This window comes from Citrobacter sp. Cpo037 (assembly GCF_030332945.1).
Lineage (GTDB): Bacteria > Pseudomonadota > Gammaproteobacteria > Enterobacterales > Enterobacteriaceae > Citrobacter > Citrobacter portucalensis.
On sequence record NZ_JAOWGW010000044.1, the window covers coordinates 1 to 22,181 of the forward strand.

20 protein-coding genes and 2 tRNA genes are annotated in these 22,181 nt (G+C 53.3%); 18 read left to right on the forward strand and 4 right to left on the reverse strand.

Annotated elements, in window-relative coordinates; genetic code table 11:
* The first annotated feature begins 226 nt into the window (after nt 1–226).
* A tRNA-Gly gene (locus OGX94_RS05355) sits at nt 227–302 on the forward strand.
* Nucleotides 303–339: 37 nt separating this feature from the next.
* Nucleotides 340–415: transfer RNA gene (locus OGX94_RS05360), tRNA-Gly, on the forward strand.
* A 269-nt stretch (nt 416–684) separates the two neighbouring features.
* Here the strand turns inward: OGX94_RS05360 and queG are convergent.
* Nucleotides 685–1,824 carry a tRNA epoxyqueuosine(34) reductase QueG gene (gene queG, locus OGX94_RS05365; protein ID WP_200920882.1) on the reverse strand — a complete coding sequence of 380 codons (1,140 nt, stop codon included), beginning with the start codon at nt 1,822–1,824 and terminating at the stop codon, nt 685–687.
* On the opposite strand from queG, the gene nnr reads away from it, so the two are divergent.
* From nnr to OGX94_RS05440, 15 genes are all read left to right on the forward strand, one after another.
* Complete coding sequence (gene nnr / locus OGX94_RS05370) at nt 1,823–3,370, forward strand: bifunctional ADP-dependent NAD(P)H-hydrate dehydratase/NAD(P)H-hydrate epimerase (RefSeq protein WP_257662229.1); 1,548 nt, start codon at nt 1,823–1,825, stop codon at nt 3,368–3,370. The genes queG and nnr overlap by 2 nt on opposite strands.
* On the forward strand, nt 3,342–3,803 hold the full coding sequence (gene tsaE, locus OGX94_RS05375; protein WP_257662230.1) for a tRNA (adenosine(37)-N6)-threonylcarbamoyltransferase complex ATPase subunit type 1 TsaE: 462 nt from the start codon (nt 3,342–3,344) through the stop codon (nt 3,801–3,803). Before nnr ends, tsaE begins: the two co-directional genes overlap by 29 nt.
* 16 nt (nt 3,804–3,819) lie before the next feature.
* Nucleotides 3,820–5,151, forward strand: coding sequence for an N-acetylmuramoyl-L-alanine amidase AmiB (gene amiB, locus OGX94_RS05380; protein WP_191221906.1), 1,332 nt, complete (start codon nt 3,820–3,822; stop codon nt 5,149–5,151).
* Between the two features lie 9 nt (nt 5,152–5,160).
* Nucleotides 5,161–7,047 (forward strand): DNA mismatch repair endonuclease MutL, encoded by a 1,887-nt coding sequence (mutL, locus tag OGX94_RS05385; RefSeq protein ID WP_149335659.1) that lies wholly within the window; start codon nt 5,161–5,163, stop codon nt 7,045–7,047.
* The gene (gene miaA, locus OGX94_RS05390) at nt 7,040–7,990 is read left to right on the forward strand and encodes a tRNA (adenosine(37)-N6)-dimethylallyltransferase MiaA (protein WP_257662231.1); all 951 of its coding nucleotides are present in this window, start codon (nt 7,040–7,042) and stop codon (nt 7,988–7,990) included. The genes mutL and miaA overlap by 8 nt, the downstream gene beginning before the upstream one ends.
* Before the next feature lie 84 nt (nt 7,991–8,074).
* A complete protein-coding gene (gene hfq / locus OGX94_RS05395; RefSeq protein ID WP_003025584.1) occupies nt 8,075–8,383 on the forward strand; it encodes an RNA chaperone Hfq in 309 nt (102 codons plus the stop codon).
* A 74-nt stretch (nt 8,384–8,457) separates the two neighbouring features.
* Nucleotides 8,458–9,738, forward strand: a complete 1,281-nt coding sequence (gene hflX, locus OGX94_RS05400; RefSeq protein ID WP_003830495.1) for a ribosome rescue GTPase HflX — start codon at nt 8,458–8,460, stop codon at nt 9,736–9,738.
* 189 nt (nt 9,739–9,927) lie between these two features.
* Nucleotides 9,928–11,181 carry an FtsH protease activity modulator HflK gene (gene hflK, locus OGX94_RS05405; RefSeq protein ID WP_063941660.1) on the forward strand — a complete coding sequence of 418 codons (1,254 nt, stop codon included), beginning with the start codon at nt 9,928–9,930 and terminating at the stop codon, nt 11,179–11,181.
* A gap of 2 nt (nt 11,182–11,183) precedes the next feature.
* Nucleotides 11,184–12,188, forward strand: coding sequence for a protease modulator HflC (hflC, locus tag OGX94_RS05410; RefSeq protein ID WP_003830491.1), 1,005 nt, complete (start codon nt 11,184–11,186; stop codon nt 12,186–12,188).
* Nucleotides 12,189–12,270: 82 nt separating this feature from the next.
* A complete protein-coding gene (locus OGX94_RS05415) occupies nt 12,271–12,468 on the forward strand; it encodes a DUF2065 domain-containing protein (protein ID WP_003025602.1) in 198 nt (65 codons plus the stop codon).
* Between the two features lie 102 nt (nt 12,469–12,570).
* Nucleotides 12,571–13,869: an adenylosuccinate synthase gene (purA, locus tag OGX94_RS05420; RefSeq protein WP_003025606.1), complete on the forward strand. Its 1,299-nt coding sequence runs from the start codon at nt 12,571–12,573 to the stop codon at nt 13,867–13,869.
* A 216-nt stretch (nt 13,870–14,085) separates the two neighbouring features.
* The gene (gene nsrR, locus OGX94_RS05425) at nt 14,086–14,511 is read left to right on the forward strand and encodes a nitric oxide-sensing transcriptional repressor NsrR (RefSeq protein WP_003830485.1); all 426 of its coding nucleotides are present in this window, start codon (nt 14,086–14,088) and stop codon (nt 14,509–14,511) included.
* Nucleotides 14,512–14,549: 38 nt separating this feature from the next.
* Nucleotides 14,550–17,012 carry a ribonuclease R gene (gene rnr, locus OGX94_RS05430; protein WP_257662232.1) on the forward strand — a complete coding sequence of 821 codons (2,463 nt, stop codon included), beginning with the start codon at nt 14,550–14,552 and terminating at the stop codon, nt 17,010–17,012.
* A gap of 70 nt (nt 17,013–17,082) precedes the next feature.
* Entirely contained in the window at nt 17,083–17,814 is a 732-nt protein-coding gene (rlmB, locus tag OGX94_RS05435; RefSeq protein ID WP_003830482.1) for a 23S rRNA (guanosine(2251)-2'-O)-methyltransferase RlmB, read from the forward strand.
* 120 nt (nt 17,815–17,934) lie between these two features.
* Nucleotides 17,935–19,557, forward strand: a complete 1,623-nt coding sequence (locus OGX94_RS05440) for an isovaleryl-CoA dehydrogenase (RefSeq protein ID WP_149335660.1) — start codon at nt 17,935–17,937, stop codon at nt 19,555–19,557.
* An 86-nt stretch (nt 19,558–19,643) separates the two neighbouring features.
* Here the strand turns inward: OGX94_RS05440 and yjfN are convergent, their stop codons facing one another.
* Together yjfN and bsmA are read right to left on the reverse strand one after the other, a co-directional pair.
* Nucleotides 19,644–19,919, reverse strand: a complete 276-nt coding sequence (gene yjfN / locus OGX94_RS05445) for a DUF1471 family protease activator YjfN (RefSeq protein ID WP_003830465.1) — start codon at nt 19,917–19,919, stop codon at nt 19,644–19,646.
* Between the two features lie 147 nt (nt 19,920–20,066).
* Entirely contained in the window at nt 20,067–20,396 is a 330-nt protein-coding gene (bsmA, locus tag OGX94_RS05450; protein WP_057066585.1) for a biofilm peroxide resistance protein BsmA, read from the reverse strand.
* 181 nt (nt 20,397–20,577) lie between these two features.
* Between bsmA and yjfP the strand changes: the two genes are divergently transcribed.
* On the forward strand, nt 20,578–21,327 hold the full coding sequence (yjfP, locus tag OGX94_RS05455) for an esterase (RefSeq protein WP_257662233.1): 750 nt from the start codon (nt 20,578–20,580) through the stop codon (nt 21,325–21,327).
* Here the strand turns inward: yjfP and ulaR are convergent.
* Nucleotides 21,324–22,079, reverse strand: coding sequence for an HTH-type transcriptional regulator UlaR (gene ulaR, locus OGX94_RS05460; protein WP_286568848.1), 756 nt, complete (start codon nt 22,077–22,079; stop codon nt 21,324–21,326). The two genes, yjfP and ulaR, sit on opposite strands and share 4 nt — an antisense overlap.
* Nucleotides 22,080–22,181: the final 102 nt, after the last annotated feature.

A 22,181-nucleotide genomic window follows, 5' to 3' on the forward strand; every position in this document is an offset into this window, starting at 1 on the left:
ATAGCTCAGTTGGTAGAGCACGACCTTGCCAAGGTCGGGGTCGCGAGTTCGAGTCTCGTTTCCCGCTCCAAAATTTGAAAATGCTTATAAAGCACAGACCACCAATCGCAGGATTTCGAATTGCGACAAGGCGGCAACTGAATGAGTCCTTTGGAGCTTACTGAAGTAAGTGACTCAGGCGAATGAAGGCAGCCAACGCAGTAGCGGTTCGAAAGACGAAGATTATGCGGGAATAGCTCAGTTGGTAGAGCACGACCTTGCCAAGGTCGGGGTCGCGAGTTCGAGTCTCGTTTCCCGCTCCAAAATTTGAAAGTGCTTGTTAAGCACAGACACACCCAAGCGGGAATAGCTCAGTTGGTAGAGCACGACCTTGCCAAGGTCGGGGTCGCGAGTTCGAGTCTCGTTTCCCGCTCCAAATTCTTACCCCAATAAAAATATCCACAACGAATAATCACGTTGGGGACGTTTTGTTTCGTCATTGACATACTCTTGTAAACAGACTTATCCACAGGTTCGGGTATTATTCCTGGAATGCAAAAAACTTCGCTGGGTGAATAGTATCATTTTAACTATTTGAAATTACTGGTTTAATTATCATTTCAAATTGTTAATGCGATCACTTGACGATTTTTTCCCTCTTGAATATCAATGTGTTTTTATTTTTATACACAAGCTGTGGATGACTTAAGCGTCGCGCGGCAGACCCTTTTCAATGACCCTGACCAAACGTTGTTTCTGCGGTAGCTGCACCTCAACTACGCAGGCATTTCGCTTCTCGATTTGTTGAGCAACCGCCCACTCTATGTGTTCGTCGAGAAGTGGGTGCTCACCTCTGCGACTTTCCAGTGCGCGAAGAATGGCTTCATTCCAGGGAGCATTACCCAACGCAACGGCGATATTTCGCAACCAGCGCAGGTGGCCAATACGACGAATGGCAGACCCCTCCGTGACTTTTAAAAACCACGCTTCGCTCCAGCTAAACAGCTCTATTAACTCCGGAGCATGAAGCTGCTTGCGCGGGTTGAAGTCATCCTCTGTCGTCAACTGTGAATAGCGGTTCCACGGGCAAATAAGCTGGCAATCATCGCAGCCGTAAATTCGATTCCCCATCAAGGGACGAAATTCTTCCGGGATCGCGCCTTCCAGTTCGATAGTGAGATAAGAGATACAGCGGCGCGCATCCACCGTGTAGGGTTCAACGATGGCCCCGGTGGGACAGATGGTCATGCAGGCGACGCATTTCCCGCATCCTTCTTCTGCTGGTTGGTCGACCGGTAAGGGTAAATCGATCAGTAATTCCCCGAGGAAGAAAAATGAACCGGCTTCGCGATTGAGGATAAGTGAGTGCTTACCTGTCCAGCCAAGCCCGGCTTTTTCCGCTAACGGACGCTCAAGAATGGGCGCAGAATCGACAAAAGGTCTAAAATTCAGCGAAACGCAGTGCTGTTGAATCATCTCCCCCAGCTTTTTTAAGCGGTTACGTAGCAGCTTATGGTAGTCGCGGCCAAGCGCGTAACGGCTGACGTAACCCAGCGAAGGGTTCTTCAACGTGCTGGCGAAGGCCGCATTGGCAGGAAGATAGTTCATACGTACGCTGATGACACGTAGCGTACCGGGCAATAATTCGTGAGGTCGGGCGCGCATCATGCCGTGACGGGCCATCCAGTCCATCTCGCCGTGGTATTGTTTATCCAGCCAGGCCTGCAGTTTGGGCTCCGCTTCGCTGAGGTCGGTATCGGCAATACCGACCTGCTGAAAGCCAAGCTCCAGCCCCCACTGCTTAATATTTTGCGCTAACTGATTGAGATCGAGGGGCTCTGACATGACGGACCATACAATGAAGAAAAACCCCGCAAGTATACCACACTCCATCTGGCACGCCGATGACATCAGGCGGATGGAGCGAGAGGCGGCAGACAGTTTAGGGCTGACGTTGTACGAACTGATGCAACGGGCGGGAGAGGCGGCGTTTCAGATCACTCGTGAGGCTTATCCGAACGCCCGGCACTGGCTGGTGCTATGTGGTCATGGCAACAACGGCGGCGATGGTTACGTAGTAGCAAGACTTGCCAAAGCGTTGGGTCTTGAAGTCACGTTGCTGGCACAGGAGAGTGACAAACCGCTCCCCGAGGAGGCGCAGCATGCGCGTGATGCCTGGCTTAACGCGGGTGGCGTCATTCACGCGGTTGATATCAATTGGCCAGATAACGTGGACGTGATAATCGACGCGCTGACAGGCACTGGCTTAAAACACGCACCGCGTGAGTCTCTGTCAGTATTGATTGAACGTGCCAATTCTCACCCAGCCCCCACCGTGGCGATAGATATTCCCTCCGGCCTGCTGGCGCAGACGGGAGCGACGCCGGGCGCGGTCATCAACGCAGCGCATACCATTACCTTTATTGCACTCAAGCCAGGCCTGCTCACCGGTAAAGCGCGCGATGTCACCGGGCGTCTGCATGTTAACGCACTTGGGCTGGACGACTGGCTGGCGGGGCAGAATGCGCCAATTCAACGTTTTGATGCTCAACAGCTTGCGCACTGGCTAACGCCGCGTCGACCCACCTCGCACAAGGGCTCCCACGGTCGGCTGGTGATTATCGGCGGTGACCACGGAACGGCAGGCGCAATACGCATGGCCGGGGAAGCCGCGCTGCGTGCAGGCGCCGGGCTGGTCAAAGTGCTGACGCGCAGTGAAAACATTGCGCCTATTTTGACAGCCAGACCGGAACTGATGGTCGATACGCTGACGCCGCAGACGCTGGAAGAGAGCCTGGCGTGGGCGGATGTAGTGGTGATAGGCCCCGGGCTTGGTCAGCAGGAGTGGGGCAAAAAAGCGCTGCAAAAAGTGGAGAATTTTCGCAAACCGATGCTTTGGGATGCGGATGCGCTGAACCTGCTGGCAATCAACCCCGATAAACGTCACAATCGCGTGATCACGCCGCATCCAGGTGAAGCCGCGCGACTGCTGGGTTGTTCCATTGCAGAAATTGAAGACGATCGCTTACTTTGTGCACAACGTCTGGTAAAACGGTACGGAGGCGTTGTGGTGCTGAAAGGCGCGGGTACGGTTGTTGCTGCTGAACAGGCGGAGTTGGGTATTATTGATACCGGCAATGCCGGGATGGCCAGCGGCGGAATGGGGGATGTACTTTCCGGTATTATTGGCGCATTGCTCGGACAGAAGCTTACCCCGTATGATGCAGCATGTGCGGGATGTGTTGCGCACGGAGCGGCGGCGGATGTGCTGGCGGCGCGTTTTGGTACGCGCGGCATGCTGGCGACAGATCTCTTTACCACGCTACAGCGTATTGTTAACCCTGATGTGATTGACGTTTATCATGATGAATCGAGTAATTCCACTACCTGATGAGCAGGCGACTTTAGACCTGGGACTGCGGGTAGCCAAAGCCTGTGACGGCGCGACGGTTATATATTTGTACGGCGACCTGGGGGCGGGTAAAACCACCTTCAGCCGGGGATTTCTGCAGGCATTAGGTCATAAAGGTAATGTAAAAAGCCCCACCTACACGCTGGTTGAACCCTATTCACTCGATAACATAATGGTATATCACTTCGATTTATACCGACTTGCGGACCCAGAGGAGCTGGAATTTATGGGGATCCGCGATTATTTTGCCAATGATGCCATCTGCCTGGTGGAATGGCCGCAACAAGGTAAAGGTGTACTGCCAGACCCGGACGTCGAAATACACATTGAATATCAGGCGCAAGGTCGAGAGGCGCGCGTAAGCGCAGTCTCCTCATCGGGTGATTTATTGCTGGCGCGTTTAGCCGATTAACCTTAAGGGTGGCGGGATGATTTATCGCATCAGAAACTGGCTGATGGCAACCCTGGTCCTGCTGTGCGCGCAGGCAGGGGCCGCCAGCCTCTCCGATCTTCAGGTATCTAATGGCGATCAACAGGCGCGGATTACGCTGAGCTTTATTGGCGATCCTGAATATGCCGTTTCGCAGGACGGGAAACGAACCGTCGCGCTGGATATTAAACAAACCGGAGTGATTCAGGGATTACCGCTGCTGTTTAGCGGCAATAATCTGGTGAAATCTATCCGTTCCGGCACGCCAAAAGATGCGCAGTCTCTGCGACTGGTGGTGGATTTAACCGAGAACGGTAAAGCCGAAGCAGTAAAACGCCAGAACGGCGGCAATTATACCGTCGTGTTTACCATCAACGCTGATGCGCCACCGCCGCCGCCTCCACCTCCCGTGGTTGCAAAGCGTGTTGAAGCGCCGATTGTTGCCCTACGTCCTGTCGAGCCAGCGCGCAATCCATTTAAAGCGGAAAACGATCGCACTACGGCTGTGACTAACAGCAATACCTCTACGCGCCCTGCAGCGCGCGCCAGTTCCAGCAACGGCGATAAAGTGGTGATTGCCATTGATGCCGGACACGGTGGACAGGATCCTGGCGCTATTGGTCCTGGCGGCACGCGTGAGAAAAACGTCACGATTGCCGTGGCGCGCAAGCTGCGCAGTTTGCTCAATGATGACCCGATGTTTAAAGGCGTCCTCACTCGTGATGGTGATTACTTTATCTCGGTGATGGGGCGTTCAGACGTCGCGCGTAAACAAAACGCCAATTTCCTGGTTTCTATTCACGCGGATGCCGCACCAAACCGTGATGCCACAGGTGCTTCCGTTTGGGTGCTGTCAAACCGTCGGGCGAACAGTGAGATGGCCGGCTGGCTGGAACAGCACGAGAAGCAATCGGAGCTGTTGGGCGGCGCGGGCGATGTGCTGGCAAACAGCCAGTCCGATCCTTATCTCAGCCAGGCTGTACTGGATCTGCAGTTCGGTCATTCGCAGCGCGTCGGGTATGATGTGGCGACCAGCATGATCGGCCAGTTAGAACGTATTGGTTCGATGCATAAGCGTCGTCCAGAACACGCTAGCCTCGGCGTACTGCGTTCGCCTGATATCCCGTCAGTGCTGGTTGAAACCGGCTTTATCAGTAACAACAGCGAAGAACGTCTGCTGGCGAGCGATGATTACCAGCAGCAGCTGGCTGAGGCGATTTACAAAGGATTGCGTAACTATTTCCAGGCGCACCCGATGCAAACCGGGCCGCAGGGCGCACCGGCGCAAACCGCCAGCGCCATATCGCCGGGTAACACGTTAACAAATTAAGGATTAGCCATGCCGATTCAGGTTCTACCGCCACAGCTGGCGAACCAGATTGCCGCAGGCGAGGTGGTAGAGCGGCCTGCGTCAGTGGTGAAAGAGCTGGTGGAAAACAGCATTGATGCCGGTGCGACGCGCATTGATATCGATATTGAACGCGGCGGCGCGAAGCTTATCCGTATTCGTGACAACGGCTGTGGGATTAAAAAAGACGAGCTGGCGTTGGCGTTGGCGCGTCATGCCACCAGTAAAATAGCCTCGCTTGACGATCTTGAAGCCATCGTGAGCCTCGGATTTCGCGGTGAAGCGCTGGCCAGTATCAGCTCCGTGTCTCGCTTAACCCTGACGTCGCGTACGCAAGAACAACCCGAAGCCTGGCAGGCGTATGCCGAAGGGCGTGACATGGATGTCACAGTTAAACCCGCTGCGCATCCGGTGGGAACCACGCTGGAGGTGCTAGATCTGTTCTACAACACCCCGGCGCGGCGCAAATTTATGCGCACCGAGAAAACCGAATTTAATCATATCGACGAGATTATTCGCCGCATTGCGCTGGCACGTTTTGATGTGACGATAAATTTGTCGCACAACGGCAAAGTGGTGCGACAGTACCGGGCAGTGGCCGCGGATGGGCAGAAAGAGCGCCGACTGGGTGCGATTTGCGGCACGCCATTTCTGGAGCATGCGCTGGCGATCGAATGGCAGCATGGCGATTTAACATTGCGTGGCTGGGTGGCCGATCCTAACCACACAACGGCAGCACTGGCAGAAATCCAGTACTGCTATGTGAATGGTCGGATGATGCGTGACCGGCTGATCAACCATGCTATCCGCCAGGCTTGTGAAGATAAGCTGGGAGCCGATCAACAGCCCGCATTTGTGCTGTATCTGGAAATCGATCCGCATCAAGTGGATGTCAACGTACACCCAGCTAAACATGAGGTCCGTTTCCATCAATCCCGCCTGGTGCACGATTTTATTTACCAGGGCGTGTTGAGCGTCCTGCAACAGCAGCTTGAAACGCCGCTGCCGTTGGCTGATAACGACGAACCCGCCCCAAGGCACATCCCGGAAAACCGCGTAGCTGCTGGACGCAACCATTTTGCCGAGCCTGCTCCCGCGCGTGAACCTGCGACACCGCGGTACTCAGCATCCGCTGGTGCTGGAAGTGGCAGTAGCGGTGGCAGTAGTAGTGGCGGTGGCCGTCAGGCGGGAGCCAGTTGGCCTCATGCTCAACCCGGATACCAAAAGCAGCAGGGCGAAATCTATCAGCAACTGATGCAGACGCCGGCTCCAACGCGGAAAACGCCGGTCTCTGAAACGCTATCGACGCCTCTGACTGGCAGCAGTCAGGGCTTTGGCCGGGTGCTAACGATTGTTGGTGCAGACTGCGCGTTACTCGAATGCGATGGTCATATTCAGTTGCTGGCATTACCGGTGGCTGAGCGTTGGCTGCGTCAGGCGCAGTTAACGCCGGGTCAGGGAGCGGTTTGTGCTCAACCGTTATTGATCCCTTTACGTCTAAAAGTGACCGCCGATGAAAAAGCGGCACTGCAAAAAGGACAGAGCCAACTGGCTGAGTTGGGCATTGAATTTCAGCTGGATGCGCAGCATGTGACCATCCGGGCTGTGCCTTTACCCTTACGCCAACAAAATTTACAAATCTTGATTCCTGAACTGATAGGCTACCTGGCGCAGCAATCCGTATTCGAGCCGGGCAATATTGCACAGTGGATCGCACGTAACCTGATGAGCGAGCATCCACAGTGGAGCATGGCACAGGCGATTACGCTGTTAGCGGATGTTGAGCGGCTCTGCCCGCAACTCGTGAAGGCACCGCCGGGTGGTCTGTTACAACCTGTTGATTTACATTCGGTAATGAATGCCCTGAAACATGAGTGATACCCGTAAGGCGAGCCTGCCAAAGGCGATTTTTTTGATGGGGCCAACGGCCTCCGGTAAAACGGCATTAGCAATTGAATTGCGTAAAGTTTTGCCCATAGAGTTGATAAGCGTTGATTCCGCCCTTATTTACAAGGGGATGGATATCGGTACAGCCAAGCCTGATGCAGATGAATTACAGGCCGCACCGCACCGATTGCTGGATATCCGCGATCCATCGCAGGCGTACTCCGCAGCGGATTTTCGTCGCGATGCGTTAGTCGAGATGGCCGACATCACCGCCGCGGACCGTATCCCGTTGCTGGTGGGCGGCACAATGTTATATTTCAAAGCCTTGCTTGAAGGACTGTCGCCGTTACCGTCGGCGGACCCGGAAGTCAGGGCCAGAATTGAGCAGCAGGCGGCAGAGCAGGGTTGGGACGCGTTACACCGACAGCTTCAGGACATCGATCCCGTGGCTGCGGCGCGTATTCATCCAAATGATCCGCAAAGACTTTCCCGGGCACTGGAAGTTTTTTTCATTTCGGGTAAAACTTTAACGGAGCTGACGCAAACGTCAGGAGATGCTTTGCCGTATCAGGTGCATCAGTTTGCAATCGCCCCGGCGAGCCGTGAACTGCTCCATCAGCGAATTGAGCAGCGTTTTCATCAGATGTTAGCTTCAGGTTTTGAAGCAGAAGTCCGGGCGCTTTTTGCCCGTGGAGATTTGCATACGGATTTGCCTTCCATTCGTTGTGTAGGGTATCGCCAGATGTGGTCATACATTGAAGGTGAAATTTCATACGATGAAATGGTTTATAGAGGTGTTTGCGCCACGAGGCAGTTGGCGAAGCGACAGGTAACCTGGTTGCGTGGTTGGGAAGGGGTGCACTGGCTTGACAGTGAAAAGCCTGACCAGGCGCGAAACGAAGTATTACAGGTTGTTGGTGCTATCGCGAACTGAATGTGTACAATTGAAACGTATCGTGCGCAATTTTTCAGAATCGAAAGGTTCAAAGTACAAATAAGCATATAAGGAAAAGAGAGAATGGCTAAGGGGCAATCTTTACAAGATCCGTTCCTGAACGCACTGCGTCGGGAACGTGTTCCAGTTTCTATTTATTTGGTGAATGGTATTAAGCTGCAAGGTCAAATCGAGTCTTTTGATCAGTTCGTGATCCTGTTGAAAAACACGGTCAGCCAGATGGTTTATAAGCACGCGATTTCTACTGTTGTCCCGTCTCGTCCGGTTTCTCATCACAGCAATAATGCCACCGGCGGCACAGGCAGCAACTACCATCACGGTAGCAACGCGCAAGGTTCATCTGCGCAACAGGACAGCGAAGAAACCGAATAAGGTTATTAGCTGTTTTACATACGGGGAGCCAGCGATCCTGCGTTCCCCGTTGATTTATATTAAGGGGTTGACGCTTGTTTGACCGTTATGATGCCGGTGAGCAGGCGGTACTGGTACACATCTATTTTTCGCAAGACAAAGATATGGAAGACCTCCAGGAGTTTGAATCTCTGGTTTCTTCCGCCGGTGTCGAAGCAATGCAGGTGATTACCGGGAGCCGTAAAGCACCGCACCCGAAGTATTTTGTTGGTGAAGGTAAGGCAATCGAAATTGCCGAAGCCGTAAAAGCGACTGGCGCTGCGGTGGTGATTTTTGATCATGCTCTAAGCCCTGCCCAGGAACGTAACCTGGAACAGTTGTGCCAGTGTCTTGTTATCGACAGGACTGGTCTCATTTTAGATATTTTTGCCCAGCGTGCGCGAACCCATGAGGGTAAGTTGCAGGTTGAGCTGGCGCAGTTGCGCCATATGGCTACGCGTCTGGTCCGTGGCTGGACTCACCTTGAACGGCAAAAGGGCGGGATTGGTTTGCGCGGCCCGGGTGAAACCCAGCTCGAAACCGACCGTCGTTTGCTGCGTAATCGCATTTTGCAGATACAGTCGCGCCTGGAAAAAGTTGAAAAGCAACGTGAGCAGGGGCGACAGTCGCGCAAGAAAGCGGATGTCCCAACCGTATCACTGGTGGGATATACCAACGCCGGAAAATCCACCCTGTTCAACCAGATCACCGAAGCCCAGGTCTACGCAGCGGATCAGCTGTTTGCGACCCTGGACCCGACGCTACGCAGAATAGACGTTGCGGACGTGGGTGAGACAGTGCTGGCGGATACCGTTGGGTTTATCCGTCATTTACCGCACGACCTGGTGGCGGCGTTTAAGGCCACCTTGCAGGAAACACGTCAGGCGACATTGCTGCTGCACGTTATTGATGCAGCAGACTTTCGTGTGCAGGAAAACATTGAGGCCGTCGATACGGTGCTCGAAGAGATCGATGCGCATGAGATCCCGACTCTGCTGGTGATGAATAAAATCGATATGTTGGATGACTTTGAGCCGCGTATCGACAGAGATGAAGAGAATAAACCCATTCGCGTTTGGGTATCAGCGCAAACGGGGATTGGTATACCACAACTTTTTCAGGCTTTGACTGAGCGACTTTCCGGTGAGGTGGCGCAGCATACGTTGCGTTTGCCGCCGCAGGAAGGGCGTTTGAGAAGCCGGTTTTATCAACTTCAGGCAATAGAAAAAGAGTGGATGGAGGAGGACGGCAGCGTAGGTCTGCAGGTTCGTATGCCGATCGTAGACTGGCGTCGCCTCTGTAAACAAGAACCGGCACTGGAAGACTATGTTGTCTGATCTGACGGATATGGCCTGAAGATTTTTTCGCCTCTATACCTTGTGGATTTTGTGCGGCAGGAAGGCGGCAAGTCCTGAAATCTCCAGGAGCATAGTCAACTATGTGACTGGCGTTGAGGGACGCAGCCAACGCAACGGCAGCGCAAAAGACGCAGGTATAGCATCGCATAACAAATATGGAGCACAAAAATGGCGTGGAATCAGCCCGGTAATAACGGACAAGACCGCGACCCCTGGGGAAGCAGCAAACCTGGCGGCAACCCTGAGGGAAATGGAAACAAAGGTGGTCGCGAGCAGGGACCTCCCGATCTGGACGATATCTTCCGCAAACTGAGTAAAAAGCTCGGTGGTCTGGGTGGCGGTAAAGGTACTGGCTCTGGCGGCGGTAGTTCATCGCAAGGCCCGCGTCCGCAACTGGGCGGTCGAGTCTTTACTATCGCAGCGGCCGCTATCGTCATTATCTGGGCGGCCAGCGGTTTCTATACCATTAAAGAAGCGGAACGCGGCGTGGTGACACGCTTCGGTAAATTCAGCCATTTGGTTGAACCGGGTCTGAACTGGAAACCGACCTTTGTCGACGAAGTGACACCGGTCAACGTTGAAGCCGTGCGTGAACTTGCCGCATCCGGCGTCATGCTGACTTCTGACGAAAACGTCGTGCGCGTCGAAATGAACGTACAGTACCGCGTGACCGATCCGCAGCGTTACCTGTTTAGCGTAACCAGCGCGGATGACAGTCTGCGTCAGGCTACTGACAGCGCCCTGCGTGGGGTTATCGGTAAATACACCATGGACCGTATCCTGACCGAAGGGCGTACCGTTATTCGTAGCGACACCCAACGTGAACTGGAAGAAACGATCCGTCCGTACAACATGGGTATCACCCTGCTGGACGTCAACTTCCAGGCTGCACGTCCGCCGGAAGAAGTAAAAGCCGCGTTTGACGATGCTATCGCAGCACGTGAAAACGAACAGCAGTACATCCGTGAAGCGGAAGCGTACACCAACGAAGTTCAGCCGCGTGCAAACGGTCAGGCGCAGCGTATTCTGGAAGAAGCACGTGCGTATAAGACTCAGACCATCCTGGAAGCACAGGGTGAAGTGGCTCGCTTCGCAAAAATTCTGCCGGAATATAAAGCCGCACCGCAAATTACCCGCGAGCGTCTGTATATCGAAACCATGGAAAAAGTGCTGAGCAATACCCGCAAAGTCCTGGTTAACGATAAAGGTAGCAATCTTATGGTTCTGCCGCTGGATCAAATGCTGAAAGGTGGTAGTGCGCCAGCAACAAAGACTGACAGCAGTTCAAACCTGCTGCGTCTTCCGCCAGCAACGACTTCCAGCACTGGAGCAAGCAACACTTCGTCCACCAGTCAGGGCGATATTATGGACCAACGCCGCGCGAATGCGCAGCGTAACGACTACCAGCGTCAGGGGGAATAACGATGCGTAAGTCAGTTATTGCGATTATCATCATCGTTCTGGTAGTTCTGTTCATGTCTGTCTTTGTGGTCAAAGAAGGCGAGCGCGGTATTACTCTGCGCTTTGGTAAAGTTCTGCGTGACGATGAAAACAAGCCGCTGGTCGTTGCACCAGGCCTGCACTTCAAGATTCCGTTTATTGAATCTGTGAAGATGCTGGATGCGCGTATTCAGACCATGGATAACCAGGCCGATCGCTTTGTTACCAAAGAGAAGAAAGACCTGATCGTTGACTCCTACATCAAGTGGCGCATCAGTGACTTTAGCCGTTACTACCTGGCAACGGGCGGTGGCGATGTTTCTCAGGCGGAAGTCCTGCTGAAACGTAAGTTCTCTGACCGTCTGCGTTCTGAAATTGGTCGTCTGGACGTGAAGGACATCGTTACCGATTCCCGCGGTCGTCTGACCCTGGAAGTGCGTGACGCGCTGAACTCCGGTTCTGCTGGCACGGAAGATGAAGTGGCGACTCCGGCAGCAGATAGCGCGATTGCCGAAGCGGCTGAACGTGTTCAGGCTGAAACGAACGGTAAAGTACCGGTCATCAATCCGAACAGTATGGCGGCATTGGGCATCGAAGTGGTTGACGTGCGTATTAAGCAAATCAACCTGCCTGCTGAAGTGTCCGAGGCTATCTACAACCGTATGCGCGCTGAGCGTGAAGCGGTAGCGCGTCGCCATCGTTCACAAGGCCAGGAAGAGGCGGAAAAACTGCGTGCAACGGCTGACTATGAAGTCACTAAAACGCTGGCAGAATCTGAGCGTCAGGGCCGTATTATGCGCGGTGAAGGCGATGCAGAAGCCGCTAAGCTGTTTGCCGATGCGTTCAGTCAGGATCCTGACTTCTACGCCTTCATCCGTAGCCTGCGTGCTTACGAGAAGAGCTTTGAAGGGAATCAGGACGTGATGGTCATGAGCCCGGACAGCGATTTCTTCCGCTACATGAAGACACCAAATACCGCGACACGCTAATCGCGTTCCAGCGGTTTTAAAGCAGCAAAACCACCGGCATCTCCAGGGATGCGGTGGTTTTCTTTTTATATAAGGGCGATGGATGAATTCAACAATTTTGCTGGCGCTCGCGCTGGTTTTGGTGCTGGAAGGGCTGGGTCCGATGCTTTATCCCAGCGCATGGAAGAAAATGATCTCCGCAATGGCGCAACTTCCCGAAAATATTTTGCGTCGTTTTGGTGGAGGTCTTGTGGTTGCGGGCGTTGTGGTCTACTACATGTTGAGGAAAACGATTGGCTGATCAATAAGTAGACTAATTTGCGGATTTTCGCATGCAAAAAGTGCTGTATATCTGAAAAAGCGGTGGTAGAATCCATTTTTAAGCAAACGGTGATTTTGAAAAATGGGTAACAACGTCGTCGTACTGGGCACCCAATGGGGTGACGAAGGTAAAGGGAAGATCGTCGATCTTCTGACTGAACGGGCTAAATATGTTGTGCGCTACCAGGGTGGTCACAACGCAGGCCATACTCTCGTAATCAACGGTGAAAAAACCGTCCTCCATCTTATTCCATCAGGCATTCTTCGCGAAAACGTAATCAGCATCATCGGTAACGGTGTTGTTCTGTCTCCGTCCGCGCTGATGAAAGAAATGAAAGGACTGGAAGATCGTGGTATCCCGGTTCGCGAGCGCCTGCTGCTGTCTGAAGCTTGTCCGCTGATCCTTGATTATCACGTTGCGTTGGATAACGCTCGTGAGAAAGCGCGTGGCGAGAAAGCGATCGGTACTACCGGTCGTGGTATCGGTCCAGCTTATGAAGACAAAGTAGCTCGTCGCGGTCTGCGTGTTGGCGATCTGTTTGATAAAGCAACTTTCGCTGAAAAACTGAAAGAAGTGATGGAATATCACAACTTCCAGCTGGTGAATTTCTATAAAGTTGAAGCAGTTGACTACCAGAAAGTGCTGGATGATGTGATGGCTATCGCCGACATCCTGACCTCAATGGTTGTTGATGTTTCCGATCTGCTGGACCAGGCGCGTAAGCGTGGCGATTTCGTCATGTTTGAAGGTGCGCAGGGTACGCTGCTGGATATCGACCACGGTACCTATCCGTACGTAACGTCCTCCAACACCACCGCAGGTGGCGTGGCAACCGGCTCCGGCCTGGGTCCACGTTATGTGGACTACGTTCTGGGTATCATCAAAGCTTACTCTACTCGTGTAGGTGCGGGTCCGTTCCCGACAGAGCTGTTTGATGACGTTGGCGAGTTCCTGTGCAAACAAGGTAACGAGTATGGCGCGACCACCGGTCGTCGTCGTCGTACCGGTTGGCTGGATTCCGTTGCTGTACGCCGTGCAGTACAGATTAACTCCCTGTCTGGCTTCTGCCTGACCAAACTGGACGTACTGGACGGTTTGAAAGAGGTGAAAATCTGTGTTGCTTACCGTATGCCGGATGGCCGCGAAGTAACGACTACTCCGCTGGCAGCTGACGACTGGAAAGGTATCGAGCCGATTTACGAAACCATGCCGGGTTGGTCTGAATCCACCTTCGGCGTGAAGGAACGTAGCGGTCTGCCGCAGGCAGCGCTGAACTACATCAAGCGTATTGAAGAACTGACCGGTGTGCCGATTGATATTATCTCAACTGGCCCAGACCGTACTGAAACCATGATCCTGCGCGACCCGTTCGACGCATAATTCTGGTTATAGCGTAGCGTCAAACGGCGCTGCGCTTGCACTAATTTAGGCCGGATAAGGTGCTTTGCATCAGAATCCGGCTTAAAATCACGTAAGTTCCTCGCTTTTTTCCTTCCCGAACTGAAATAAATTAGCGACCTGGCTGGTGGCTGGTTTATCATCAATGTAATTAATACTACCAGGTTTATCCGTTTTATCCCTTTTCCTGAGGTTGATGTGCAGTTAACAAGTTTCACCGATTACGGATTACGTGCGCTAATCTACATGGCGTCACTTCCCGAAGGACGTATGACCAGTATTTCTGAGGTGACAGAAGTCTACGGCGTGTCCCGTAATCATATGGTCAAAATAATCAATCAACTTAGCCGGGCGGGCTTTGTTACTGCTATTCGAGGAAAAAATGGCGGTATCCGCCTGGGTAAACCCGCTAAGGATATTGGTATTGGTGATGTGGTTCGCGAGCTGGAACCCTTATCGTTGGTCAACTGTAGCAGCGAATTTTGCCATATTACCCCAGCCTGTAGACTCAAACAGGCGCTTTCTAAAGCAGTGCAAAGTTTTCTCACGGAACTGGACAACTACACACTTGCTGATTTGGTTGAAAAGAATCAACCGCTTTATAAATTATTGCTGGTGGAGTAACGACTCCCGCCAGCAGCGATGATGACGGAGGAACCGACATGTCACAAGATCCTTTCCAGGAACGCGAAGCAGAAAAATACGCGAATCCTATCCCGAGCCGGGAATTTATCCTCGAACATTTAACTAAACGTGAAAAGCCGGCCAACCGCGATGAGCTGGCCGCTGAACTCAATATTGAAGGTGAAGAGCAGCAAGAAGCGCTGCGTCGTCGCCTGCGCGCGATGGAGCGTGACGGACAACTGGTCTTCACCCGTCGTCAATGCTATGCGCTGCCGGAGCGTCTCGACCTGCTGAAAGGTACCGTTATTGGCCACCGTGATGGCTACGGCTTTCTGCGCGTTGAAGGCCGCAAAGATGACCTGTATCTGTCCAGCGAGCAGATGAAAACCTGCATTCATGGCGATCAGGTGCTGGCGCAGCCGTTGGGCGCGGACCGTAAAGGTCGCCGCGAAGCGCGTATTGTGCGCGTACTGGTGCCGAAAACCAGCCAGATTGTCGGCCGCTACTTCACCGATGCTGGTGTTGGGTTTGTCGTCCCAGACGACAGCCGCCTGAGCTTCGATATCCTGATCCCGCCGGAAGAGGTAATGGGCGCTCGTATGGGTTTTGTGGTCGTGGTTGAGCTGACCCAGCGCCCGACTCGCCGCACCAAAGCGGTGGGTAAAATTGTTGAAGTGCTGGGTGACAACATGGGAACCAGCATGGCCGTTGATATGGCCCTGCGTACTCATGAAATCCCATATATCTGGCCTCAGGCGGTTGAGAAACAGGTCGCCGGACTGAAAGAAGAAGTGCCGGAAGAGGCGAAAGTAGGACGTGTCGATCTGCGCGATCTGCCGCTGGTGACTATCGATGGCGAAGATGCGCGCGACTTCGACGATGCGGTTTATTGCGAGAAGAAACGCGGCGGTGGTTGGCGTTTATGGGTGGCGATTGCTGACGTAAGCTATTACGTTCGCCAGCCGACTCCGCTGGACCAGGAAGCTCGTAGCCGTGGCACATCCGTTTACTTCCCGTCGCAGGTTGTTCCGATGCTGCCGGAAGTGCTGTCTAACGGATTGTGTTCACTCAACCCGCAGGTGGACAGGTTGTGTATGGTCTGTGAAATGACCATTTCGTCGAAAGGCCGTTTAACCGGCTTTAAATTCTACGAAGCGGTCATGAGTTCCCACGCACGTCTGACCTACACTAAGGTCTGGCACATGCTGCAGGGCGACCAGGAGCTGCGTGAGCAGTACGCACCGTTGGTTAAACACATTGAAGAGCTGCATAACCTCTACAAAGTGCTGGATAAAGCCCGTGAAGAGCGTGGCGGTATCTCGTTTGAGAGTGAAGAAGCGAAGTTTATCTTCAATGCTGAACGCCGTATCGAGCGTATCGAGCAGACGCAGCGTAACGACGCGCACAAGTTGATTGAAGAGTGCATGATCATGGCGAACATCTCCGCGGCACGATTCGTTGAGAAAGCCAAAGAGCCAGCGCTGTTCCGTATTCACGATAAGCCGACGACCGAAGCGATTAACTCGTTCCGTTCCGTCCTGGCAGAGCTGGGGCTGGAGCTGCCTGGTGGCAACAAACCTGAGCCGCGTGATTACGCTGAACTGCTGGAGTCGATTGCTGACCGTCCTGACGCAGAAATGCTGCAAACCATGCTGCTGCGTTCGATGAAGCAGGCGATTTACGATCCGGAAAACCGTGGTCACTTTGGCCTGGCGTTGCAATCTTATGCGCACTTTACTTCACCGATCCGTCGTTACCCGGATCTCTCCTTGCACCGGGCGATTAAGTATCTGCTGGCGCAGGAGCAGGGCCATAAGGGCAACACCACGGAAACCGGTGGCTACCATTATTCGATGGAAGAGATGCTGCAACTGGGTCAGCACTGTTCGATGGCCGAGCGCCGTGCTGATGAAGCCACGCGCGATGTCTCTGACTGGCTGAAGTGCGACTTCATGCTGGACCAGGTGGGTAATGTCTTCAAAGGCGTGATTGCCAGCGTGACCGGATTTGGTTTCTTTGTCCGTCTCGATGAACTGTTTATCGATGGTCTGGTGCATGTCTCCTCTCTGGATAACGACTACTATCGTTTCGACCAGGTTGGGCAGCGCCTGACGGGGGAATCCAGCGGCCAGATGTATCGCCTGGGCGATCGCGTGGAAGTTCGCGTGGAAGCAGTCAACATGGACGAGCGTAAGATCGACTTCAGCTTGATCTCCAGCGAACGTGCGCCGCGTAATGAAGGTAAAACCGCCCGCGAAAAAGCCAAAAAAGGCGATGCGGGTAAAAATACCGGTAAACGTCGTCAGATGGGCAAAAAGGTGAATTTCGAGCCGGACAGCGCTTTCCGCGGCGAGAAGAAAGGCAGAGCCAAACCTCAGGCGGAAAAGAATGCGGCTGAGAAGAAAGGCGATAAAAAAGCGAAAAAGCCCTCGGCAAAAACGCTTAAAATTGCTGCCGCCACTAAAGCTAAACGTGCGGCGAAAAAGAAAGTCGCACAATAACAGCCATAGACTGTAAGTCGGGCAACCTCACGTTGCCCGCGTTACGCATAAACTATTAACGAGTACATTCATGAGTGAAATGATTTACGGCATCCATGCGGTGCAGGCCCTGCTGGAACGTGCGCCTGAGCGCTTCCAGGACGTCTTTATTCTCAAAGGTCGTGAAGATAAACGCCTGCTGCCGCTGATCCACGCACTGGAAGCACAGGGTGTTGTCATTCAACTGGCTAACCGTCAGTTTCTGGATGAGAAAAGCGAGGGTGCGGTACATCAGGGGATTATTGCTCGCGTGAAGCCGGGCCGTCAGTATCAGGAAAACGATCTGCCGGATCTGATTGCTACGCTCGATCAGCCGTTCTTTTTGATCCTCGATGGCGTCACCGATCCGCATAACCTGGGCGCATGCTTGCGTAGCGCCGATGCTGCTGGCGTACATGCTGTAATCGTACCGAAGGATCGTTCCGCACAGTTGAATGCGACGGCGAAAAAAGTGGCCTGTGGTGCGGCAGAAAGCGTACCGCTGATCCGCGTGACCAACCTGGCGCGCACCATGCGTATGCTGCAGGAAGAGAATATCTGGATCGTCGGAACCGCAGGTGAAGCCGACCATACTCTCTATCAGAGCAAAATGACCGGTCGTCTGGCGCTGGTGATGGGCGCAGAGGGTGAAGGTATGCGCCGTCTGACCCGCGAACACTGTGACGAACTGATCAGCATCCCGATGGCAGGGAGCGTTTCGTCATTGAACGTTTCAGTTGCGACGGGTATCTGCCTGTTTGAAGCCGTCCGCCAGCGCGGTTAATTTATTCTCTATGTCTCTTAAGCCATCCCTCGGGATGGCTTTTTTGTGACCTGAATCCCAGGCACTCTCTTATCTGGCTGACCATACTTAAAGCGACGGCCATTGAAGGAGGGAGACACAATGCACTGGCAAACGCATACCGTTTTTAACCAACCTGTACCGCTCAATAACAGTAACTTATATTTGTCCGATGGCGCGCTGTGCGAAGCGGTTATCCGCGAAGGCGCTGGTTGGGACAGCGATCTTCTCGCCAGTATTGGTCAGCAGCTAGGGACTGCCGAGTCGCTCGAACTGGGCCGTCTGGCCAATGCTTTTCCACCTGAACTGTTGCGCTACGACCCGCAGGGGCAGCGGCTGGATGATGTGCGTTTTCATCCTGCCTGGCATTTGCTGATGCAGGGATTGTGCGCCAACCGCGTACATAATCTGGCCTGGGAAGAAGATGCGAGGCAGGGAACATTTGTTGCACGGGCGGCGCGTTTCATGCTGCATGCGCAGGTTGAAGCTGGCACGTTGTGTCCGGTGACCATGACTTTTGCCGCCACGCCGCTGTTACTTCAAATGTTACCCGCCCCCTTTCACGACTGGCTTACGCCGCTGCTAAGCGACCGTTATGACTCGCATTTACTGCCCGGAGGGCAAAAGCGTGGGCTGCTTATCGGCATGGGCATGACCGAGAAGCAGGGTGGTTCAGATGTGCTGAGCAATACCACTCAGGCAGAACGTCTTGCTGACGGCTCGTATCGGCTGGTGGGACATAAGTGGTTTTTCTCCGTGCCGCAAAGCGATGCCCATTTAGTGCTGGCCCAGGCTAAGGGAGGATTATCCTGCTTTTTTGTGCCGCGATTTTTACCTGACGGGCAGCGTAATGCTATCCGTCTTGAGCGATTGAAAGATAAGTTAGGCAACCGCTCCAACGCCAGCTGCGAGGTAGAATTCCACGATGCGATTGGCTGGCTATTGGGTGAAGAAGGGGAAGGTATACGCCATATCCTGAAAATGGGGGGGATGACGCGTTTTGACTGTGCGCTCGGCAGTCACGGTATGATGCGACGTGCTTTTTCCGTCGCGATTTACCATGCTCACCAGCGGCAAGTTTTTGGCAAGCCATTGATTGAACAACCGATGATGCGCCAAGTGTTAGGTCGGATGGCGCTCCAACTGGAAGGTCAAACGGCGTTACTGTTTCGACTGGCGCGGGCCTGGGACCGTCGTGCTGATGCTAAAGAAGCGCTGTGGGCCAGGTTGTTCACGCCAGCGGCGAAATTCTCCGTTTGCAAAAGCGGTATGCCATTTGTGGCAGAAGCGATGGAAGTGCTGGGTGGGATTGGCTATTGCGAGGAGAGCGAGCTGCCGCGTTTGTATCGTGAAATGCCGGTAAACAGTATCTGGGAAGGCTCTGGCAACATTATGTGCCTTGATGTATTGCGGGTACTAACCAAACAACCCGGCATATACGAGATGCTCAGTGAAGCCTTTGCGGAAGTCAAAGGGCAAGACCGACATTACGATCGAATGGTGCGTCAGCTCCAGCAGCGTTTACGTAAACCCAGCGAGGCATTGGGGCGGGAGATTACGCAGCAGCTTTTCCTGCTTGGTTGCGGAGCGCAGATGTTGCGCTATGCCTCTCCACCAGTGGCGCAGGCCTGGTGCCAAATTATGCTTGATACGCGGGGGGGACTACGATTGTCTGAGCAGGTGCTGAACGATTTGCTTCTGCGGGCAACGGGGGGATTACGGTAATAATATGCCTGATGGCGACGCTTTCGCGTCTTATCATGTCTACAGTTCACTGTAGCTCAGATAAGTTTACGCCATCCGGCAATGTGTTAAGCATAGAGTATGGCCTGTACGCGCCAGTTGTCGGGCTGCTGATCTTCGTACATTTGAATGATCCGATACCATGAGGCACCTTGTTCATCCGCTTTTAACGCGACAACACGTTCTACATCCTGCGGATTTCCTGCAATGTTACTGACAGATATCTGGCCAATTTCGTTCAGGCCAGTAACACAGTCAGCACTGGCGAATTCGGCAGACTGCGCCGTAGTACCTACCAGTCCGGCAGAAAGCAGCAGTGAGGATAAGGCAAGTGATTGTTTCATCGTCAGCTCCATTATTCGTACCCCTACACACGGCAGGGCATTCCATCGCGATAATAAACCTCAAGCTTCCTGCTGTTGGTTTATTGTGCACAGGTAAACGCATAGGGGCGCAAAGCAATGTAAAGCTGACTAAATTTCAACCCAATGTTATTTACGATACAAAATAGCCTGTGAATACCATTGGCCCGTCACGATAGTTTCATCCACTAATAAAACCACGTAGTAATCAGCTTTAGCCGCGGCGGCTTTGGCACGGATCTCTGCCAGCGCATCATCCGGAGAGCCTCTTACCAGCGCGCTAACCGTCCCTAATCGCTGTAACCCATTACTCTGGTCACGGCGGATCTCCTGCGGGTGGTCGGCAACGGGCGGTGCGGGTTGTGGCGTTCCCTGTAGCACGCTACAGGCGCTTAAAAACATAACCAACAACAAAGAGGCAAACCGACGCATAACTCTATCTCGTTTCCTGATAGCCATAGTGTAGTGCCTTATTAATTTCCCTTTAGGGGAATGTTCCCGAATTGTTATCTCTCACGCGATTTTCGAATGAAAATGTTGCGAAAGCGTAACCCAGTTCTCAACATTATGAATCATTGCCGAACACATTCGCTTGCGTTAAGTATTGCTGCATGGCATACCAGAAAGAAAGAGGCGACAAATGATCGAAATTGAAACACGACAGTTGGCGGGTATACCTGTCCTGCACGCCGTTCCGGCTGGCAAACGCGAATGTTCACTCCCTTGTGTTATCTTCTATCACGGGTTTACCTCTTCAAGCCTGGTTTACAGCTATTTTGCCGTTGCGCTGGCTCAGGCCGGGTTCCGTGTCGTCATGCCAGATGCGCCCGACCATGGCGCTCGCTTCAAAAGCGATGCCAGGGTGCGAATGCGCCGCTTCTGGCATATTTTGCAGCAAAATATGCAGGAGTTTACGACGTTACGTGCGGCGCTGGAGGCGGAAAATTGGCTTTCAGATGAGCGGCTTGCCGTCGGTGGGGCGTCGATGGGGGGAATGACAGCATTGGGCATAATGGCGCGCCATCCTGAGGTTAAATGTGTAGCCAACCTGATGGGTTCAGGCTATTTTACCCGGCTTGCGCAGACGCTTTTTCCCCCTTTACTGGTTCAGACCCCAGAGCAGCAGGCGGAATTTGATGCCGTTATCGCCCCGCTTGCCGAATGGGATGTTACGCATCAGTTACCACGCCTCGCTGACAGGCCGTTGCTGCTGTGGCATGGACAGGATGATGATGTTGTACCGGCTGTTGAAACCTTCCGCTTACAGCAAGCGCTGATTCAGGCAGGTTTGGACAACAATCTGACCTGCCTGTGGGAAGCCGGTGTGCGCCATCGTATTACGCCAGAAGCGCTGGCCGCAACAGTGACGTTTTTCCGCCAGCACCTTTAAACGCGCATAATGCTCACACCCTGGGCTTCAAGCTGTTGCAGAATCTCAGGGTCTGCATTTTTGCCAGTAATCAGCATGTCGATTTGATCGGCGCGGCTAAACAGCATTCCCGCACGTTCACCGACTTTACTGCTATCGACCAGCACCACCAGTTTGCCCACCACGTTAAGCATCTTCTGCTCGGCCATCGCGGTCAGCATATCGGTTTTATACAGTCCGTCTGCGGTCAACCCTTTGCCGCTGGTGAACATCCAGTGCCCGGCATACAGGCTATTTTCACTGCCTTGCGGGCTAAGCGTGATGGATTGGCTTTTGTTATATTGCCCTCCCATGATGATCACACTGTCATGCTCCTGGTCGATCAGATAGTTTGCCAGCGGCAGATAATTAGTGATGATCTGCACCGGCTTGCCGCACATTTCGCGACCCAGCAGGAAAGCGGTCGATCCGCAGTTGATCACCACGCTTTCACCCGCATTCACAAGCTGGGATGCCGCCTTGGCAATGCGAACTTTTTCATCGTGGTTCTGTGCCTGGTGCAGATTCATTGGCGTCCAGCGCGGTCGCTGTTGGGTAATAGCTTCTGCGCCGTTGCGGACTTTCTTGAGTTTGCCGCTTTCATCGAGTTTGTTGATATCCCGGCGTGCTGTGGCGGGTGAAATCCCCAGACGCTCAATCACGTTCTCAACGGTAACAAAGCCCAACTGCGCCAGCATATCCAGCAATATTTGATGTCTTTGTGCTTCAGTCATGAGCTATTCCGATACAAATTGATTTGAAAAGATGATATTTGAAATAGCCTGGAAATACTAAAGTAAATGGGAAAAAATGCCGGGATGACCCGGCATTTTGTG

Coding starts and splice junctions, on each gene's coding strand:
- nnr (WP_257662229.1), top strand. CDS start 1,823: ATGACGGACCATACAATGAAGAAAAACCCCGCAAGTATACCACACTCC.
- queG (WP_200920882.1), bottom strand. CDS start 1,824: ATGTCAGAGCCCCTCGATCTCAATCAGTTAGCGCAAAATATTAAGCAG.
- tsaE (WP_257662230.1), top strand. CDS start 3,342: ATGATGAATCGAGTAATTCCACTACCTGATGAGCAGGCGACTTTAGAC.
- amiB (WP_191221906.1), top strand. CDS start 3,820: ATGATTTATCGCATCAGAAACTGGCTGATGGCAACCCTGGTCCTGCTG.
- mutL (WP_149335659.1), top strand. CDS start 5,161: ATGCCGATTCAGGTTCTACCGCCACAGCTGGCGAACCAGATTGCCGCA.
- miaA (WP_257662231.1), top strand. CDS start 7,040: ATGAGTGATACCCGTAAGGCGAGCCTGCCAAAGGCGATTTTTTTGATG.
- hfq (WP_003025584.1), top strand. CDS start 8,075: ATGGCTAAGGGGCAATCTTTACAAGATCCGTTCCTGAACGCACTGCGT.
- hflK (WP_063941660.1), top strand. CDS start 9,928: ATGGCGTGGAATCAGCCCGGTAATAACGGACAAGACCGCGACCCCTGG.
- hflC (WP_003830491.1), top strand. CDS start 11,184: ATGCGTAAGTCAGTTATTGCGATTATCATCATCGTTCTGGTAGTTCTG.
- OGX94_RS05415 (WP_003025602.1), top strand. CDS start 12,271: ATGAATTCAACAATTTTGCTGGCGCTCGCGCTGGTTTTGGTGCTGGAA.
- purA (WP_003025606.1), top strand. CDS start 12,571: ATGGGTAACAACGTCGTCGTACTGGGCACCCAATGGGGTGACGAAGGT.
- rnr (WP_257662232.1), top strand. CDS start 14,550: ATGTCACAAGATCCTTTCCAGGAACGCGAAGCAGAAAAATACGCGAAT.
- rlmB (WP_003830482.1), top strand. CDS start 17,083: ATGAGTGAAATGATTTACGGCATCCATGCGGTGCAGGCCCTGCTGGAA.
- OGX94_RS05440 (WP_149335660.1), top strand. CDS start 17,935: ATGCACTGGCAAACGCATACCGTTTTTAACCAACCTGTACCGCTCAAT.
- yjfN (WP_003830465.1), bottom strand. CDS start 19,919: ATGAAACAATCACTTGCCTTATCCTCACTGCTGCTTTCTGCCGGACTG.
- bsmA (WP_057066585.1), bottom strand. CDS start 20,396: ATGGCTATCAGGAAACGAGATAGAGTTATGCGTCGGTTTGCCTCTTTG.
- yjfP (WP_257662233.1), top strand. CDS start 20,578: ATGATCGAAATTGAAACACGACAGTTGGCGGGTATACCTGTCCTGCAC.
- ulaR (WP_286568848.1), bottom strand. CDS start 22,079: ATGACTGAAGCACAAAGACATCAAATATTGCTGGATATGCTGGCGCAG.